Source organism: Pseudomonas kitaguniensis (assembly GCF_009296165.1).
In the GTDB taxonomy this organism is placed as follows: domain Bacteria; phylum Pseudomonadota; class Gammaproteobacteria; order Pseudomonadales; family Pseudomonadaceae; genus Aquipseudomonas; species Aquipseudomonas kitaguniensis.
Genome location: NZ_VUAZ01000022.1, coordinates 1 through 16,035 on the forward strand (window position 1 = coordinate 1; position 16,035 = coordinate 16,035).

Here is a 16,035-nt window from a genome sequence, read left to right on the forward strand (position 1 = left end):
AACACATTCAAACTGTGGGAGGGGGCTTGCTCCCGATGGCGGTAGTTCAGTCACTCAATAACCTGCTCCATCATCCACCTCACAAAATCGCGCACCTTGGGCACTTCCGCCGAGTGCTCGGGGTACGCCAGGTAATACGCGTCCTGGCTCGGCAACGCATGCTGCCAGGGAATCACCAGCTTACCCTCGGCCAATTCCTCTTCCACCAGAAACCTTGGCAGCAACGCCACGCCGCAGCCCACTTGCGCCGCACGAATGCACATATAGACGGTGTCGAATCGCGGCCCATGGTAGCTGTGCTCGGTGTGCAAACCCTGGCTGGCGAACCAGTCATGCCAACCCTGCGGTCGTGAGGCGTTTTGCAGCAGCACCAGTTCGCTCAATTGCGTGGGGTCGCTGAACGGCTGCGCGGGCAGGCTCTCGGGCGCACACACCGGCACCAGTTCTTCGCTGAACAGTTTCAGGCTTTCGGTGCCAGGCCGCGAGCCCTGGCCGAAGTAGAAGGCCATGTCGGCCTTGCCTTGCAGCAGCTCATCGGGTGCCTGTTCATTGCACAGGTCGAGGTGGATGTGCGGGTGCCGCAAGCGCCAGCCCTTGAGGCGCGGCACCAGCCAGCGTGCGCCGAAGGTGTAGGGCGTGGACACGCGCAGCACTTCGGTCTCGCCGCCATAGGAGCGCAGGTAATGCGTGGACATCTCGACCTGCGTGAGAATTTTGCGCACTTCCACCAGGTACAAATCGCCCGCCGGGGTCATCTGCAAGCGGCGGCGCACCCGGCGAAACAGCAGGTGTTGCAGCAATTCTTCCAACTGCGCCACTTGCTTGCTCACGGCGCTTTGCGTGAGGTTCAGTTCCTCGGCGGCGCGTGTGAAGCTCAGGTGGCGGCTGGCGGCTTCGAAACACTGCAGGGCGGTGATCGAGGGCAAATGTCTTCGGTTGAGCACGGCATGCCTCTTTTTATTCTTTGCATGAATAAACGGAATGATATCTCGCCTAATCGTCGTTTGTTGGCACGTCTTCTGCCAGCTAAAAATAAACCCACGGATCGTCGTGTGGGCCGCGGCGCAATTTTTTCTGTATAGATTGAAGGAGTGACCCATGGTTGCCGCATTGCTTGACCGTCTCGGGATTGACCCGGCGCTGTACCAGTCGGGTAAACACCCTGTGCATTCGCCGATTGATGGCAGCGTGATCGGCAACGTGCACTGGGAAGGTGCCGCCGAGGTGGAGCAGCAGGTCAGTCGCGCCGAGCATGCATTCGACGCTTGGCGCAAGGTGCCGGCACCGCGACGCGGCGAGTTGGTGCGCCAGCTCGGCGACGTGCTACGCGAATATAAGGCCGACCTGGGCGAATTGGTGTCGTGGGAAGCCGGCAAGATCACCCAGGAAGGCTTGGGTGAAGTGCAGGAAATGATCGACATCTGCGACTTCGCCGTCGGCCTGTCCCGTCAGTTGTACGGCTTGACCATCGCCTCCGAGCGCCCCGGCCACCATATGCGTGAAACCTGGCACCCACTGGGCGTGGTCGGGGTGATCAGCGCGTTCAACTTTCCGGTCGCCGTGTGGGCGTGGAACACCACGCTGGCGCTGGTCTGCGGCAACGCGGTCATCTGGAAACCGTCGGAAAAAACCCCACTCACCGCGCTGGCCTGCCAGGCGCTGTTCGAGCGCGTGTTGAAAAACTTCAATGACGCGCCCGAGTACCTCAGCCAAGTGGTCATCGGCGGCCGTGACGCTGGCGCAGCACTCGTGGATGACCCGCGTGTGGCCCTGATCAGCGCCACCGGCAGCACCCGCATGGGCCGCGAAGTGGCGCCCAAAGTGGCCGCACGTTTTGCCCGCAGCATTCTGGAGCTGGGCGGCAACAACGCGATGATCCTCGGCCCCAGCGCTGATTTGGACATGGCCGTGCGCGCCATCCTGTTCAGCGCCGTCGGCACCGCCGGCCAGCGTTGCACCAGCCTGCGCCGGTTGATCGCGCACGCGTCGGTCAAGGATGAAATCGTCACCCGGCTGAAAGCTGCGTACGCCAAAGTGCGCATTGGCCACCCGCTGGAAGGCAATCTGGTCGGCCCGCTGATCGACAAACACGGCTTCGAGACTATGCAGGACGCCCTGGAACAAGCGTTGAGCGAAGGTGGCAAGGTGTTCGGCGGCAAGCGTCAGTTGGCAGATAAATTCCCGAACGCCTACTACGTGTCGCCAGCGATTGTGGAAATGCCCGAGCAAAGCGAGGTGGTGTGCACGGAAACCTTCGCGCCGATTTTGTATGTGATCGGCTACACCGACTTCAGCGAAGCGCTGCGCCTGAACAATGCCGTGCCGCAAGGCCTGTCGTCGTGCATCTTCACCACGGATGTGCGCGAGGCGGAACAGTTCATGTCGGCGGTGGGCAGTGACTGCGGCATCGCCAACGTCAACATCGGCCCGAGCGGCGCGGAAATCGGCGGCGCGTTTGGCGGTGAGAAAGAGACCGGTGGCGGGCGCGAGTCGGGTTCGGACGCGTGGCGCGGGTACATGCGCCGCCAGACCAATACCGTGAACTACTCGCTGGAATTACCCTTGGCGCAGGGCATTACCTTCGACTGAGGTTACTGAGGTTACTGAGGTCAATGTGGGAGGGGGCTTGCTCCCGATTGCGGTGTGCCAGTCAACAGAGATACAACTGACACACCGCCATCGAGAGTAAGTCCCCTCCCACAGTTGATCGGGTTGGTCATTAACAATAACAGTTGTTTGTTGGGTCCTCTGCGGAGTCTGGCAATGCGCTTACGCGAAGCATGTTTGTGGGAACAACTCACCCCCGGCCGCCCGGACCGTGCTGCGCTTAACGGCGAGGTGAAGGTTGATGTGTGCGTGATCGGCGCCGGCATCACCGGCCTCTCGGCGGCGATTCATTTGCTTGAGCAGGGCAAAAGCGTCGCCGTGCTTGAAGCGCATCGCACCGGCCATGGCGGTTCGGGGCGCAACGTCGGGCTGGTTAACGCGGGCCTGTGGATTCCCCCGGACGAGATCGAGGCCGGTTTCGGCGAAGCGGTCGGCAGCCAGCTCAACCGCATGCTGGGTGCGGCACCGTCTTTGGTGTTCAGCCTGATCGACAAATACAGCATCGATTGCCAATTGCGCCGCGAGGGCACCTTGCACATGGCGCACAACGCGCGTGGCGAGGCGGATTTACGCAGCCGTGAAGCACAATGGAAGCGCCGTGGCGCGCCAGTTGAATTGCTCACCGGCCAAGCCTGCGAGCAAGCCACCGGCACCCAAAAGATCGCCGCCGCCTTACTCGACCGGCGCGCCGGCACCTTGAACCCGATGGCCTACACCTGTGGTTTGGCGAGTGCCGCCGCCGGTATTGGCGGGCAACTGTTCGACCATTCCCCGGTCACCCAGCTTGAACGCCAGGGTTCATTCTGGTCGGTGCAAACCGCGCAAGGTTCGGTGCAGGCGGCGCACGTGGTGATCGCCTCAAACGCCTACACCGAAGGCGAATGGACCGAACTGCGGCGCAATTTTTTCCCCGGTTATTACTATCAGGTCGCCTCGGCACCGCTGACCGGCGACGCCGCCCAACAGGTGCTTCCCGGCGGGCAGGGCTCATGGGACACGCGCCAAGTACTCAGCAGCATCCGCCGCGACGCCGATGGCCGCCTGTTGCTCGGCAGTTTGGGCAACGGTAACCAAAAACCTGCGTGGTTCCTCAAGGCGTGGGCCGATAGGGTGCAGCAGCATTACTTTCCCTACCTCAAAGCGGTGCAATGGGAATACACCTGGACCGGCTGCATCGCCTTTACCCCGGATCACCTGATGCGCCTGTTTGAACCGGCACCTGGCCTGTTGGCAGTCACGGGCTATAACGGGCGTGGCGTGACCACCGGCAGCGTGGTGGGCAAGGCGTTCGCTGATTATGTGTGTGACCAGAATGCCCAGGCGTTGCCGATTCCCTTTGCACCGATGCAGCCGCTGGCCAGCCCGGGCCTGCGCAGTTGCCTGTATGAAGCGGGGTTTTCGCTGTATCACGCCGGGCAATGCCTGCGGATCGTCATCTGATCAGCGAAAGGCGGGTTTTTCTTAGCAGGCTACTCATCTGTATTGGTGCGAGTTGTAGCAATCACGCACTGTAAATGTGCAGTTCCGTTACGCACGTTGTTACACGGGCAGGAACTGTCGTTTATTCGTCTGGTCGCGGGTGCGACCTGTCAAGGTTGTACCTTTTTTGCCTGCGGTTGCACCTGTGCGAGCCAGACGGTTGCACGTGCAGCCAAAAGGAGGTGCCGAGCCCTGAATAATAATGACACCGTGTCTTTTTGAAGAATAAAAACGTAATGGCACGCGCCTTGCTCTGAGCTTTGAGTGAAGGGTTGAACACAAGTCGTTGTGCCAATAATCAAAAATATCGGAGCACCACTCATGTCCCAGACGTTTTACAAGAAAGGTTTTCTGGCCCTCGCCGTTGCCGCGGCGTTGGGTGTTTCTACGTTTGTTCAAGCTGATGTGAAGATTGGCGTTGCGGGGCCGATGACCGGCGCCAACGCGGCTTTCGGTGAGCAGTACATGAAAGGTGCCCAAGCGGCAGCCGATGTGATCAACAAAGCGGGCGGTATCAACGGCGAGCAGATCAAGCTGGTCGCGGCGATGACGCCTGTGAGCCCAAGCAAGCGGTGGCCGTGGCCAACCGCCTGGTCGACCAAGAGAAGGTGATCGGCGTGGTCGGCCACTTCTGCTCCTCGAACACCATTCCAGCCTCTGAAGTGTACAGCGACGCGGGCGTGATCATGATCACCCCGGGCTCCACCAACCCGACGGTCACCGAGCGCGGCCTGTCGGCGGTGTTCCGCATGTGCGGGCGTGATGACCAGCAAGGCATCGTCGCCGGTGACTACATCGTCGACGTGCTCAAAGGCAAAAAAATCGCAGTCATCAACGACAAGGACACCTACGGCAAAGGCTTGGCTGACGCCACCTCAGCCCAGTTGACCAAGCGCGGCGTCAAGCCGGTGCTGGAAGAAGGCCTGACCCGTGGCGAGAAAGACTTCAGCGCCCTGGTCACCAAGATCCGCTCCGTAGGGGCTGACGTGGTTTACTTTGGCGGCCTGCACCCGGAAGCCGGCCCGTTGGTTCGCCAACTGCGTGAAGCTGGCCTGAAAGACGTCAAGTTCATGTCGGATGACGGCGTGGTCACCGACGAACTGGTTGCGACCGCCGGTGGCAAGCAGTACGTGGATGGCGTGTACATGACCTTCGGCGCCGACCCGCGCCTGCTGCCAGACAGCAAAACCGTCGTGGAAGAATTCAAGAAGAGCGGCTACGAGCCTGAAGGCTACACCCTGTACGCCTACGCCTCGGTTCAGGCACTGGCGGCTGGCTTCAACGGCGCCAAAAACAACAAAGGCGAAGACGCCGCCAAGTGGCTCAAGGCTAACCCGGTGAAAACCGTGATGGGTGAAAAAGCCTGGGATTCCAAGGGTGACCTGAAAATCTCCGACTACGTGGTTTACCAGTGGGACAAAGACGGCAAATACCACCAGCTGGAAAAGCAGAAGTAAGCCTGAGCGCCACATAACCCCTGTGTGAGTGGCGCTGTGATCGATCTCTGTTTTTTCCTCCAGAAGGGCCGCACACCCATGGGTGTGCAGGCTCTCACCGCGTGAGATTGCGTTATGGATGGTATTTTCCTGCAGCAACTGGTCAATGGCCTGACCCTCGGGTCGGTCTATGGCCTGATCGCCATCGGCTACACAATGGTCTATGGCATCATTGGCATGATCAACTTCGCCCACGGCGAGGTTTATATGATTTCCGCTTACCTGGCGGCGATCAGTCTGGCACTGCTGGCTTACTTCGGCATCGAATCCTTCCCGCTGCTCATTCTCGGCACCCTGGTGTTCACGGTGGTTGTCACCGGCGTTTACGGCTGGGTCATTGAACTTGTCGCCTACAAACCGCTGCGCAACTCCACCCGACTGGCACCGCTGATCAGCGCCATCGGTATTTCGCTGATCCTGCAGAACTACGCGCAAATCGCCCAAGGCGCCAAGCAACAAGGTATTCCAACCCTGCTGGCCGGCGCCTGGCGTGTCGATATTGGCAGCGGGTTCGTGCAGTTGACCTACACCAAGGTGTTTATTCTGGTGGCCGCGTTTCTCGGCATGGGGCTGCTGACCTACATCATCAAGTACACCAAGCTCGGCCGCATGTGCCGCGCCACCCAGCAAGACCGCAAGATGGCGTCGATCCTCGGTATCAACACCGACCGCGTGATCTCCTACGTGTTTGTCATCGGCGCCGCCATGGCCGCGCTGGCCGGCGTGCTGATTACCCTCAATTACGGCACGTTCGACTTTTACGCAGGCTTCATCATCGGCATCAAGGCGTTTACCGCAGCGGTACTCGGCGGCATCGGTTCCCTGCCTGGGGCCATGTTGGGCGGGATTATCCTGGGTATCTCCGAGTCGTTGTTCGCGGGGATGATCAACTCTGACTACAAAGACGTGTTCAGTTTCTCGCTGCTGGTGGTGATTCTGATTTTCCGTCCTCAGGGCCTGCTGGGTCGCCCGCTCGTGGCTAAGGTGTAAACATGTCTGCTGCCAAACCTATTGATATCAAGAAGAGTGTGGTCGATACGGTCTTAGCCGGGCTGATAGCGCTGATCGTATTCGGGCCAATCGTCGGCGTGGTGCTCGACGGCTACAGCTTCAACCTGCAACCTGCGCGTGTGGCTGCCCTGGTCGCCATTGTGATGGTTGGCCGCTTCGCCATGAGCCTGTTCCTGCAAACCCCCAAGGGCCTGAAAGTGCTGCAGGGCTTTGAAAGCAGTGGCTCGGGCGTGCACGTGCTGGCGCCGGACTACAAATCACGCCTGCGCTGGATCATCCCGGTGCTGATCGTGATTGCTATCGTGTTCCCGATCTTCGCCAACAAGTACCTGTTAACCGTGGTGATCCTCGGGCTGATCTACGTGTTGCTCGGCTTGGGCCTGAACATTGTGGTGGGCCTGGCCGGTTTGCTCGACCTCGGTTACGTGGCGTTCTATGCGATTGGCGCCTACGGCCTGGCGCTGGGGTACCAATACCTCGGCCTCGGGTTCTGGACGGTGTTGCCGTTGGCCGCCATCGCGGCGGCGCTGGCGGGCTGCATACTCGGCTTCCCGGTACTGCGAATGCACGGTGACTACTTGGCCATCGTGACCCTGGGCTTTGGTGAAATCATCCGCTTGGTGCTGAACAACTGGCTGTCGTTTACCGGCGGCCCGAACGGCATGCCGGTGCCTTCGCCGACCTTCCTCGGCCTGGAGTTCGGGCGCAAAGCGAAGGATGGCGGCATTCCGTTTCACGAGTTCTTCGGCCTCGATTACAACCCCAACATCAAGTTCATGTTCATCTACATCGTGCTGTTCCTGGTGGTGCTGGCTGTGCTGTACATCAAGCATCGCCTGACCCGCATGCCGGTCGGCCGCGCCTGGGAAGCCTTGCGTGAAGACGAGATCGCCTGCCGTTCGATGGGCCTCAACCACGTACTGGTAAAACTGTCGGCGTTCACCATCGGTGCCTCCACGGCCGGTTTGGCCGGGGTGTTTTTCGCCAGTTACCAGGGGTTCGTCAACCCGTCGTCATTTACCTTCTTCGAGTCGGCGCTGATCCTCGCCATCGTGGTGTTGGGCGGCATGGGCTCGACGGTGGGCGTGGTGATCGCGGCGTTCGTATTGACCGTCGCCCCGGAGCTGCTGCGCAGCTTCTCTGAATACCGCGTGCTGCTGTTTGGCGTGCTGATGGTGGTGATGATGATCTGGCGCCCACGCGGCTTGATCCGCATCAGCCGCACCGGTGTGACACCGCGCAAGGGGGTGGCGCCATGAGCAAAGAAATCGTGCTGTCGGTGGAACACCTGATGATGCACTTCGGTGGCATCAAGGCCTTGAGCGACGTGAGCCTCAAGGTCGAGCGCAACTCGATTTTCGCCCTGATCGGCCCCAACGGCGCCGGCAAAACCACCGTGTTCAACTGCCTCACCGGCTTTTACAAAGCCAGCGGCGGCAAAATCGAACTCAACGTGCGTGGCAAGCAGACCAACGTGATCCAGTTGCTCGGCGAGCGGTTTAAGGCCGTCGATTTCGTGTCGCCGAAAAGCTTCTTCAGCCGGGTGTACTACAAGATGTTCGGTGGCACCCACCTGGTCAACCGCGCAGGCCTGGCGCGTACATTCCAGAACATTCGCCTGTTCAAGGAAATGTCGGTGCTGGAAAACCTGCTGGTGGCCCAGCACATGTGGGTCAACCGCAACATGCTGGCCGGCATCCTCAATACCAAGGGTTACCGCAAGGCCGAAAGCGACGCCCTCGACCACGCGTTTTACTGGTTGGAGGTGGTCGACCTGGTGGACTGCGCCAACCGCCTGGCCGGTGAGCTTTCCTATGGCCAACAGCGCCGCCTGGAAATCGCCCGCGCCATGTGCACGCGGCCGCAGATCATCTGCCTTGACGAACCGGCAGCGGGCCTCAACCCTCAGGAAACCGAAGCCCTCAGCGCGATGATTCGCCTGCTGCGCGATGAGCATGACCTCACGGTGGTGCTGATCGAACACGACATGGGCATGGTGATGAGTATTTCCGACCATATCGTGGTGCTTGACCACGGCAACGTGATCGCCGAAGGCGGCCCGGACGCGATCCGCAACGATCCGAAAGTGATCGCCGCCTACCTGGGCGCCGATGAAGAGGAGCTGGTATGAACGGGCCTATCCTCGAACTGAAAGACCTGGACGTGTTTTACGGCCCGATCCAGGCGCTTAAAAAAGTCTCGCTGCACATCAACGAAGGTGAAACCGTCAGCCTGATCGGCTCCAACGGCGCGGGTAAATCCACGCTGCTGATGTCGATCTTTGGCCAGCCACGCGCCGAGTCGGGGCACATTCTTTACAACGGCGTCGACATTACCCACAAGTCGTCGCACTACATCGCTTCCAACGGTATTGCGCAGTCGCCGGAAGGGCGGCGGGTGTTCCCCGACATGACCGTTGAGGAAAACCTGCTGATGGGCACCATCCCGATTGGCGACAAGTTTGCCGCCGAGGACATGCAGCGCATGTTCGAGCTGTTCCCACGGCTCAAGGAGCGGCGCACCCAGCGCGCGATGACCATGTCGGGTGGTGAGCAGCAAATGCTCGCCATCGCGCGCGCGCTGATGAGTCGCCCCAAACTGTTGTTGCTGGACGAACCGAGCCTGGGCCTGGCGCCGATTGTGGTGAAGCAGATTTTCGCCACCCTGCGCGAGTTGGCGGCCACCGGGATGACCATCTTTCTGGTGGAGCAGAACGCCAACCATGCACTGCGCTTGTCGGACCGGGCGTATGTGATGGTCAACGGCGAGATTCGCCTGACCGGCACCGGCAAAGAGCTGCTGGTGAACGAGGAAGTGCGCAACGCCTACCTCGGCGGGCACTGATCTAAAGGCTTGATGCAACAACCCATGTGGGAACCGGCTCTCTGTGGGAGCTGGCTTGCCTGCGATGGCATCTCCTCGGTCTAACTGAAAGACCGAGGTGCTTGCCTCGCAGGCAAGCCAGCTCCCACATGAAACGGTTCCCACATTTTTTTTTGGGGTGTTTTCAGTGCCCCGCCAAATTGTGGAAAACAAATCTGCACACCCTCTAAAGCGCGACATATAGCCGCCGCAAATGCCTGTTTTGTCACAGTTTTGACTTGTCCCCATTCGCTGTGGAACCGGCTGTGGGTAACGTGGGAGTAGCTGGCTGAAAGCCTTTGATTACGGGGCTTGCAGCGCGGTGGTTGTTTTATGATCAGCGGCTTTTTCGCGACCTGTCGAGGGGTTTGTCAACCTGTTTAAAGACACAGGTATATGACCGATTTATGTAAAGTCAGCCTGTGGATAAGTCTGTGACTAAACTCTGGAAAGACCTCCACAGAGGCCGGAATGACTGGCCTGGAGCCATCGTTCTAAATGACCTTCAGTGCACACGCGTACATACGCCCCGGCCCAGGTCAAGCAAAAAACTTTCTAAAACCGCCTGCAGGCCTTGTATAAAGCGGCCTGAAGCTTTTTGCACTTGCCCCCAAAGACTGTGGGCGCAGTTGTGGATAACCTGCGCGTATATGGCTGCAGGCCACGGTTCATAAGGCGTTGCGCGTATTGGTTAAAAACTGATCAGGTATTCGCGAGTTGGTGCGCTTAGCGGTTGCCGCAACGAGCGCGTAAGGGCATTCTGCTGGCTGATTTTTTCTCGATGCCCGCAAGGAGAACACCATGTCCGACACGCTGTTTATTACTGGCGCAACTTCAGGCTTCGGCGAAGCGTGTGCCCGTCGTTTTGCCGACGCCGGCTGGAAACTGGTGCTCACCGGCCGTCGTGCCGACCGCTTGAATGCCTTGGTCGAAGAGCTTTCCAGGCAAACCGAAGTGCACGGCCTGGTCGTCGACGTACGTGACCGCAAGGGCATGGAAGACGCCATCGCCAACCTGCCGCCAGCCTTCGCCACGCTGCGCGGGCTGATCAACAATGCCGGGCTGGCCGTGGGCACCGACCCTGCGCCCAAGTGCAGCCTCGACGATTGGGAAACCATGGTCGACACCAACATCAAAGGCCTGCTGACCACCACCAGCCTGCTGCTGCCGCGCCTGATCGCCCACGGGCGCGGCGCCGGTATCGTCAACCTCGGTTCCATCGCCGGCAGTTACCCGTACCCGGGCAGCCACGTGTATGGCGGCTCCAAGGCATTCGTTAAGCAGTTCTCGTTGAACCTGCGCTGCGACCTGCAAGGCACCGGCGTACGCGTGACCAACCTTGAGCCAGGCCTGTGTGAGAGCGAGTTCTCGCTGGTGCGCTTCGGCGGTGACCAGTCGCGCTACGACGCAACCTACGCAGGCGCCGAGCCGATCCAGCCGCAAGACATTGCCGACACCATCTTCTGGGTGATGAACACCCCGGCGCACGTCAACATCAACCGCCTGGAGCTGATGCCGGTGAGCCAGACCTGGGCCGGGTTTGCGATTGAGCGTGGCGCCAAGTAAGGCGTTAGACCGAGTCGCCTGCATCGCGAGCAAGCCCGCTCCCACACTTGACCGGGTTCCAGCATGAGAGTGCGGTCAATGTGGGAGGTGGCTTGCTGCCGATGGCGGCATATCTGCCAAAACACGACATAAGGTACACTCCTCCGCTGAAGCCCATGCGCACTGTATGGCTTTAGGTGTTAACAGGAGGAAATGTGAGTAACCGGGGTGAGCAGGCACTGCTCAAACAATCGACCATCCTGATGTTCGCCGTTGCGATCGCCGGGATTGTCACGGGTGTGATGTCTGGCGCCCAATCGATTCTATTCGACGGCTTTTTCTCGCTGATCGCCACCGCCATCAAGGTGTTGATGCTGATCACCGCCAAGCTGATCGCTAAAAAAAGCAACCAGCGCTTCCAGTTCGGCTATTGGCACCTGGAGCCGATGGTGCTGCTGATCGAGGGCAGCTTTTTGCTGTTGATCGCTCTCTACGCGTTTCTCAATGGCGTGTTCGGCATCATCAATGGCGGGCGTGAGATCGAGTTGGGGCTGGTGATTGTCTATGCGGCGGTATTTACCGTTGTCGAATTCGCCTACTTTTTCTATGTGCGCTACCGCAACCGCAGGCTCAAATCATTGCTGATCCAGTTCGACAATATCAGTTGGCTGGTGGACGCGATGCTTTCCGTGGGCTTGCTGATCAGTTTTCTCGCCGCGCTGTTGCTCAAGTCCCAGGGCTATGACGAGTGGGCGGTGTACGTCGACCCGCTGATCCTGATTGTGTTGGCCCTGAGCATGCTGGCGCCGGCGTTCAAGATCCTGCGCCCGGCGTTGCGCGAGGTGCTGGGCATCGCCCCGGACCACCTGGACGACACGGTGCGCGAGGTCATGGACGCGGCGCAGGCCAGGCATGGTTTCGACGACTACATGACCTACGTGCAAAAGCACGGGCGGGCGCGGTTTATCGAGATTCATGTGGTGTTGCCGGCGAATTACCCGGTGGCTAACGTCGCCACTCTCGACGCGCTGCGCGAAGAAATATCCACAGCGCTCGGCACCCCGGACGCGGCGCGCTGGTTGACGATCAGCTTTACCGGGGATCGCAAGTGGATTGCGTGAAGCTTTCGCGAGCAAGCCCGCTCCCACACATGCTCGCATTCCAAAGGTTGAACGCGGTCAAGTGTGGGAGCGGGCTTGCTCGCGAATAGGCCCTGGCAGTCAGCTCAGATGCTGGATCAAACCCTGGTAGCAGGTTGCCAAGTGATACGGCGTAGTCGACGGCATGTCGCGGCGGCTTACGGCACCGCTGGCATCCAGGCATTCATGCCAGCCTTTGGCATGTAAAAAGTGCTGTTGCAGCGCGAGCAATTGGCGCTGCAACACCGCCTCACTGCCGGGGCGCAAGGTCAGTGCGCGCAGGTATTCGGCCTGTGCCCAAATCCGTTGAGTGCCGTCGCGCACGCTGCCGTCCAAGGCGAGCATGCCGCTGACCGCACCGCTCTGGTTATCCACACCCTTAAGCTCTGCGTAGGCAAATGCCCGCGTCAAAGAGGCATGCAGCGGTGTGCCGCGCAGCACCGCCGAAGATTCGAGCAGAAAGAACCACTCGAACTGGTGCCCGGGTTCAAACCAGTTATCCACAGCCCCCAGCGGTTTTTCCATCATCACGCCGTGTTGAGGGTCGATGAAGCGTTGCTGCATGGCCGTCGCCAATCCCAGCAAGGCCGCTTGTACATTGGCGTCGTCACGCGCAGCCAAGGTGGCGAGGAAGCCTTCGGCCAAATGCATCAACGGGTTTTGCAGCGGGCCGGAGTTGAGGCACGACCAGTGTCGCTCCAATACCGCTTCGTACAAGCCATCGCCGCTGGCGAAACGTTCGGCGACCACCGCCAGGGCCGCATTCAGTACCGACTCCACTTGCGGCTCACGCACCTTGGCCCAGTAGTGGGCGCAGGCGAAGATAATGAAGGCGTGGGTGTAAAGGTCTTTGCGCGAGTCCAACGGCTGGCCGGCCGGGTCGATGCTGTAGAACCAGCCGCCGTGCTCGGCGTCATGAAAGTGCTGTTGCAAGGAGCGGAACAGCGCGGCGGCACGTTCTTCGGCAAAGCCCGCGCCGGGCTCGCCGATCAGGCTGGCGAACAGGTACAACTGCCGGGCGCACGCCATGGCGCGGTAGCGTTGCGGGGGCAATGGCCGGTGGTCGGCGTCCAGCGCCTCATACGGCAGCGCCAGTTCAGCATTCCAGCCCGGGCCTTGCCACAGTGGCACGATCAGGTGGTGGAAGTGCGTGAGCACGGCATTCAACGAAGGTTGGGAGGCGGAGTCTGGAGCGATGGGCATCGGCTGGCGTCGTCACGGCAGGGGCGTAGGCGCGCATGTTAGCAGGCTTGGGATGGATGGTGGTTTTGAGACCGCCTTCGCGAGCAAGCCCGCTCCCACAGTGGATGTGTGAATACAGTCAACTGTGTGCGGGCTTGCTCGCGAAGAGGCCCTCAGCAGCGCCGCAAATCAGCCCGCCAGCAACCAAACCCCGGTTGCCGCCGACGCTGCACCGGCAACCCGCACCAGCGGTGCGGCTGCGGCTGGCAGGAAGCGCACCACGGCATAACCGGCAGCATGCAGCATTGCCGTCGCACCGACGAAGCCTGCGGCATACGCCCAAGGGCTGGACATGGCCGGCAGCTCAAGGCCATGCGCCACGCCGTGGAACAGCGCAAACAATGCCGTCGCCCCCACGGCCACGAACAGCGGTGGTCGCACCGCCAGCGCTACCGCCAGGCCCAGCGCGAGGACCGACGCGGCAATCCCGCTTTCCAGTGCCGGCAACGCCAGGCCTTCAAAGCCGAGCAGGCCGCCAATCAGCATAGTGCCGACAAACGTGCACGGCAGCGCCCAACGCGCCGCGCCTTTTTGCTGGGCCGCCCACAGGCCCACGGCGAGCATGGCGAGCAAGTGATCGATGCCGCCCAATGGGTGGCCGATACCGGCCATCAGCCCGTTATCGCCATGCCCGGGGTGAGCGAAGGCGAGGGCGGGGGTGAGCAGCAGGGCGGCGGTGGCGAAGAGTTTTTTCAGGCCCATGAGCAGGCTCCTTTTTAAAGTGAGATCAGGCAGCGGTCAGCAAGCCCTGACGTTCGATAAAGGCGACGATTTCATCCAGGCCGACGCCGGTTTTCTGGTTGCTGAATACAAAGGGTTTACCGTTGCGCATGCGCTGGGTGTCGCTGTTCATCAGTTCCAGCGAAGCACCTACCAGCGGCGCCAGGTCGATCTTGTTGATCACCAGCAGGTCGGATTTGCAAATACCGGGCCCGCCCTTGCGCGGCAGCTTGTCGCCCGCGGACACATCGATCACGTAGATGGTCAGGTCCGACAACTCAGGGCTGAAGGTCGCCGACAGGTTGTCGCCGCCGGACTCGACCAATATCAAGTCCAGGCCGGGAAAGCGCCGGTTGAGTTGGTCCACCGCTTCCAGGTTGATCGAGGCGTCTTCGCGAATCGCCGTGTGCGGGCAGCCGCCGGTTTCAACGCCGATGATGCGTTCAGGCGCCAGGGCCTGGTTGCGCACCAGAAAGTCTGCGTCTTCGCGGGTATAAATGTCGTTGGTCACCACGGCCAGGTTGTAGCGATCGCGCAGGGCCAGGCACAGGGCCAGGGTCAGCGCCGTCTTGCCGGAGCCCACCGGGCCGCCGATGCCGACACGCAAAGGTTGTGTGTTCATGTGCTTCTCCAAGATATAAGGCCCCCAATAAAAAGCGTTTAGGAACGGAACAGGCGGCTGTACTGGCGCTCGTGGGCCATGCACGCCAAGGCCAGGCCAAACGCGGCACTGCCCAAGGAATCAGGTTCGATGCAACGGGCGTCCTGTTGGGCTTGTTGCAGCAGCGGCAACAGTTCACTGGTCAGGCGCTGGGCGGCTTGCTGGCCCAGGGGCAGGGTTTTCATCAGCACGGCGAGCTGGTTTTCCAGCCAACTCCATAGCCAGGCGGCGAGCGCGTCGTCGGCGCTGATGTGCCAGGCGCGGGCTGCCAGCGCCCAGCCCAAGGCCAGGTGCGGTTCGGCGCATTCCTGCAAAAATGCACGCGCGGCCGCGTCCAGCTCCGGTAAACCATTCAGCAGTTGCTGCAGCGAATAACCCATCTGCCGGCTCTCGTGATACAGCTCGCGGGTCTCGCGGCTGGCGCGGTGTTGCTCGCACCACTGCGCAAGACGCGGCCAATCCTGCTCGGCGGCGGCCTGGCAATGCGCGAGCAGCAACGGTGCTTCGAAGCGCGCCAGGTTGAGCAACAACTGGTCGCTGATCCAGCGGCGGGCGCTTGCGGCATCGGTCACGCGGCCATTTTCCACGGCCATTTCCAGGCCTTGGGAGTAGCTGTAGCCGCCAATCGGCAATTGCGGGCTGGCCAAGCGCAGCAGCGCCCACGCTGGGTTCATAGGCGCACGCCGAACTGGTGCAGCTTGGGCGGGTAATTGAAGTCTTCGTCGCCATGGCGCGAATGGTGATGGCCGCCGCCGTAGGCGCCGTGTTCCGGTTGGAACGGCGCTTCGAGGGTTTCGGTGTGGGCGCCTAACTGATCAAGCATGGCCTTGAGCACGTAATCATCGAGCAGGCGCAACCAGCCATCGCCGACTTGCAGCGCCACATGGCGATTACCCAGGTGATAGGCGGCGCGGGTCAGTTCAAACGCGCTGCTGCACGTAACGTGTAGCAGTTGTTCAGGCCGAGCATTGACGCGTACGACACGTCCGTCTTCAGCTTGCAGGAATTCGCCATCGCGCAGCGGCGGCTGGCCGCGCTCCAGGAACAGGCCGACGTCTTCACCGTCGGCACTGAAACAGCGCAGGCGGCTTTTGCTGCGCGCTTCGAAATTCAGCAGCAGTTCTGCGGCCCAAAGGGCTTGCGGGGCGATTCGGCGGTGTATCACCAGCATCGGAAGGCTTCCAGCTATGAGCGGTTGGGGATCAGCAATAAAAGACTTAGAGCAAGGGGCTTGCCAATCACGCAGGCAGTTCGGAAAACCCTGTAGGCAAGC

Annotated in this window: 14 protein-coding genes and 1 pseudogene; 9 read left to right on the forward strand and 6 right to left on the reverse strand. The window is 60.8% G+C overall.

Features of this window, described 5'->3' with window-relative positions:
• Positions 1–50: 50 nt before the first annotated feature.
• Positions 51–944 (reverse strand): LysR family transcriptional regulator, encoded by an 894-nt coding sequence (locus tag F0169_RS05080; protein WP_058411319.1) that lies wholly within the window; start codon positions 942–944, stop codon positions 51–53.
• Positions 945–1,098: 154 nt separating this feature from the next.
• On the opposite strand from F0169_RS05080, the gene amaB reads away from it, so the two are divergent.
• The 9 genes and pseudogenes from amaB to F0169_RS05130 all read left to right on the forward strand — a co-directional run bounded on the left by amaB (position 1,099) and on the right by F0169_RS05130 (position 12,121).
• On the forward strand, positions 1,099–2,589 hold the full coding sequence (amaB, locus tag F0169_RS05085; protein WP_152745904.1) for an L-piperidine-6-carboxylate dehydrogenase: 1,491 nt from the start codon (positions 1,099–1,101) through the stop codon (positions 2,587–2,589).
• 174 nt (positions 2,590–2,763) lie between these two features.
• Positions 2,764–4,047: an L-pipecolate oxidase gene (gene amaA / locus F0169_RS05090; protein WP_152745905.1), complete on the forward strand. Its 1,284-nt coding sequence runs from the start codon at positions 2,764–2,766 to the stop codon at positions 4,045–4,047.
• 360 nt (positions 4,048–4,407) lie between these two features.
• Positions 4,408–5,543: pseudogene (locus F0169_RS05095) on the forward strand (branched-chain amino acid ABC transporter substrate-binding protein).
• 114 nt (positions 5,544–5,657) lie between these two features.
• Positions 5,658–6,572, forward strand: a complete 915-nt coding sequence (locus F0169_RS05100; protein ID WP_152745906.1) for an ABC transporter permease subunit — start codon at positions 5,658–5,660, stop codon at positions 6,570–6,572.
• Positions 6,573–6,574: 2 nt separating this feature from the next.
• Positions 6,575–7,852, forward strand: a complete 1,278-nt coding sequence (livM, locus tag F0169_RS05105; RefSeq protein ID WP_152745907.1) for a high-affinity branched-chain amino acid ABC transporter permease LivM — start codon at positions 6,575–6,577, stop codon at positions 7,850–7,852.
• Positions 7,849–8,724 (forward strand): ABC transporter ATP-binding protein, encoded by an 876-nt coding sequence (locus F0169_RS05110; RefSeq protein ID WP_058411313.1) that lies wholly within the window; start codon positions 7,849–7,851, stop codon positions 8,722–8,724. Before livM ends, F0169_RS05110 begins: the two co-directional genes overlap by 4 nt.
• Entirely contained in the window at positions 8,721–9,437 is a 717-nt protein-coding gene (locus tag F0169_RS05115) for an ABC transporter ATP-binding protein (protein ID WP_152745908.1), read from the forward strand. Before F0169_RS05110 ends, F0169_RS05115 begins: the two co-directional genes overlap by 4 nt.
• Positions 9,438–10,256: 819 nt before the next feature.
• Complete coding sequence (locus F0169_RS05125; protein ID WP_058411311.1) at positions 10,257–11,021, forward strand: SDR family oxidoreductase; 765 nt, start codon at positions 10,257–10,259, stop codon at positions 11,019–11,021.
• Positions 11,022–11,215: 194 nt separating this feature from the next.
• Positions 11,216–12,121 carry a cation diffusion facilitator family transporter gene (locus tag F0169_RS05130; RefSeq protein ID WP_172979337.1) on the forward strand — a complete coding sequence of 302 codons (906 nt, stop codon included), beginning with the start codon at positions 11,216–11,218 and terminating at the stop codon, positions 12,119–12,121.
• 99 nt (positions 12,122–12,220) lie between these two features.
• Here F0169_RS05130 and F0169_RS05135 read toward each other — a convergent pair whose 3' ends face one another.
• The 5 genes from F0169_RS05135 to ureE all read right to left on the reverse strand — a co-directional run bounded on the left by F0169_RS05135 (position 12,221) and on the right by ureE (position 15,933).
• Entirely contained in the window at positions 12,221–13,342 is a 1,122-nt protein-coding gene (locus F0169_RS05135) for an AGE family epimerase/isomerase (RefSeq protein ID WP_152745909.1), read from the reverse strand.
• A gap of 168 nt (positions 13,343–13,510) precedes the next feature.
• Positions 13,511–14,083 carry a HupE/UreJ family protein gene (locus tag F0169_RS05140; RefSeq protein WP_152745910.1) on the reverse strand — a complete coding sequence of 191 codons (573 nt, stop codon included), beginning with the start codon at positions 14,081–14,083 and terminating at the stop codon, positions 13,511–13,513.
• A 25-nt stretch (positions 14,084–14,108) separates the two neighbouring features.
• Entirely contained in the window at positions 14,109–14,723 is a 615-nt protein-coding gene (ureG, locus tag F0169_RS05145) for an urease accessory protein UreG (RefSeq protein ID WP_017849719.1), read from the reverse strand.
• Positions 14,724–14,761: 38 nt separating this feature from the next.
• Positions 14,762–15,436: an urease accessory protein UreF gene (locus F0169_RS05150; protein ID WP_152745911.1), complete on the reverse strand. Its 675-nt coding sequence runs from the start codon at positions 15,434–15,436 to the stop codon at positions 14,762–14,764.
• Complete coding sequence (gene ureE / locus F0169_RS05155) at positions 15,433–15,933, reverse strand: urease accessory protein UreE (RefSeq protein ID WP_058411306.1); 501 nt, start codon at positions 15,931–15,933, stop codon at positions 15,433–15,435. Before ureE ends, F0169_RS05150 begins: the two co-directional genes overlap by 4 nt.
• Between the last annotated feature and the right edge of the window lie 102 nt (positions 15,934–16,035).

What these genes read in the sequence shown, in the direction of transcription:
- amaB (WP_152745904.1), top strand. Translation starts at nt 1,099, where the DNA reads ATGGTTGCCGCATTGCTTGACCGTCTCGGGATTGACCCGGCGCTGTAC.
- amaA (WP_152745905.1), top strand. Translation starts at nt 2,764, where the DNA reads ATGCGCTTACGCGAAGCATGTTTGTGGGAACAACTCACCCCCGGCCGC.
- F0169_RS05100 (WP_152745906.1), top strand. Translation starts at nt 5,658, where the DNA reads ATGGATGGTATTTTCCTGCAGCAACTGGTCAATGGCCTGACCCTCGGG.
- livM (WP_152745907.1), top strand. Translation starts at nt 6,575, where the DNA reads ATGTCTGCTGCCAAACCTATTGATATCAAGAAGAGTGTGGTCGATACG.
- F0169_RS05110 (WP_058411313.1), top strand. Translation starts at nt 7,849, where the DNA reads ATGAGCAAAGAAATCGTGCTGTCGGTGGAACACCTGATGATGCACTTC.
- F0169_RS05115 (WP_152745908.1), top strand. Translation starts at nt 8,721, where the DNA reads ATGAACGGGCCTATCCTCGAACTGAAAGACCTGGACGTGTTTTACGGC.
- F0169_RS05125 (WP_058411311.1), top strand. Translation starts at nt 10,257, where the DNA reads ATGTCCGACACGCTGTTTATTACTGGCGCAACTTCAGGCTTCGGCGAA.
- F0169_RS05135 (WP_152745909.1), bottom strand. Translation starts at nt 13,342, where the DNA reads ATGCCCATCGCTCCAGACTCCGCCTCCCAACCTTCGTTGAATGCCGTG.
- F0169_RS05140 (WP_152745910.1), bottom strand. Translation starts at nt 14,083, where the DNA reads ATGGGCCTGAAAAAACTCTTCGCCACCGCCGCCCTGCTGCTCACCCCC.
- ureG (WP_017849719.1), bottom strand. Translation starts at nt 14,723, where the DNA reads ATGAACACACAACCTTTGCGTGTCGGCATCGGCGGCCCGGTGGGCTCC.
- F0169_RS05150 (WP_152745911.1), bottom strand. Translation starts at nt 15,436, where the DNA reads ATGAACCCAGCGTGGGCGCTGCTGCGCTTGGCCAGCCCGCAATTGCCG.
- ureE (WP_058411306.1), bottom strand. Translation starts at nt 15,933, where the DNA reads ATGCTGGTGATACACCGCCGAATCGCCCCGCAAGCCCTTTGGGCCGCA.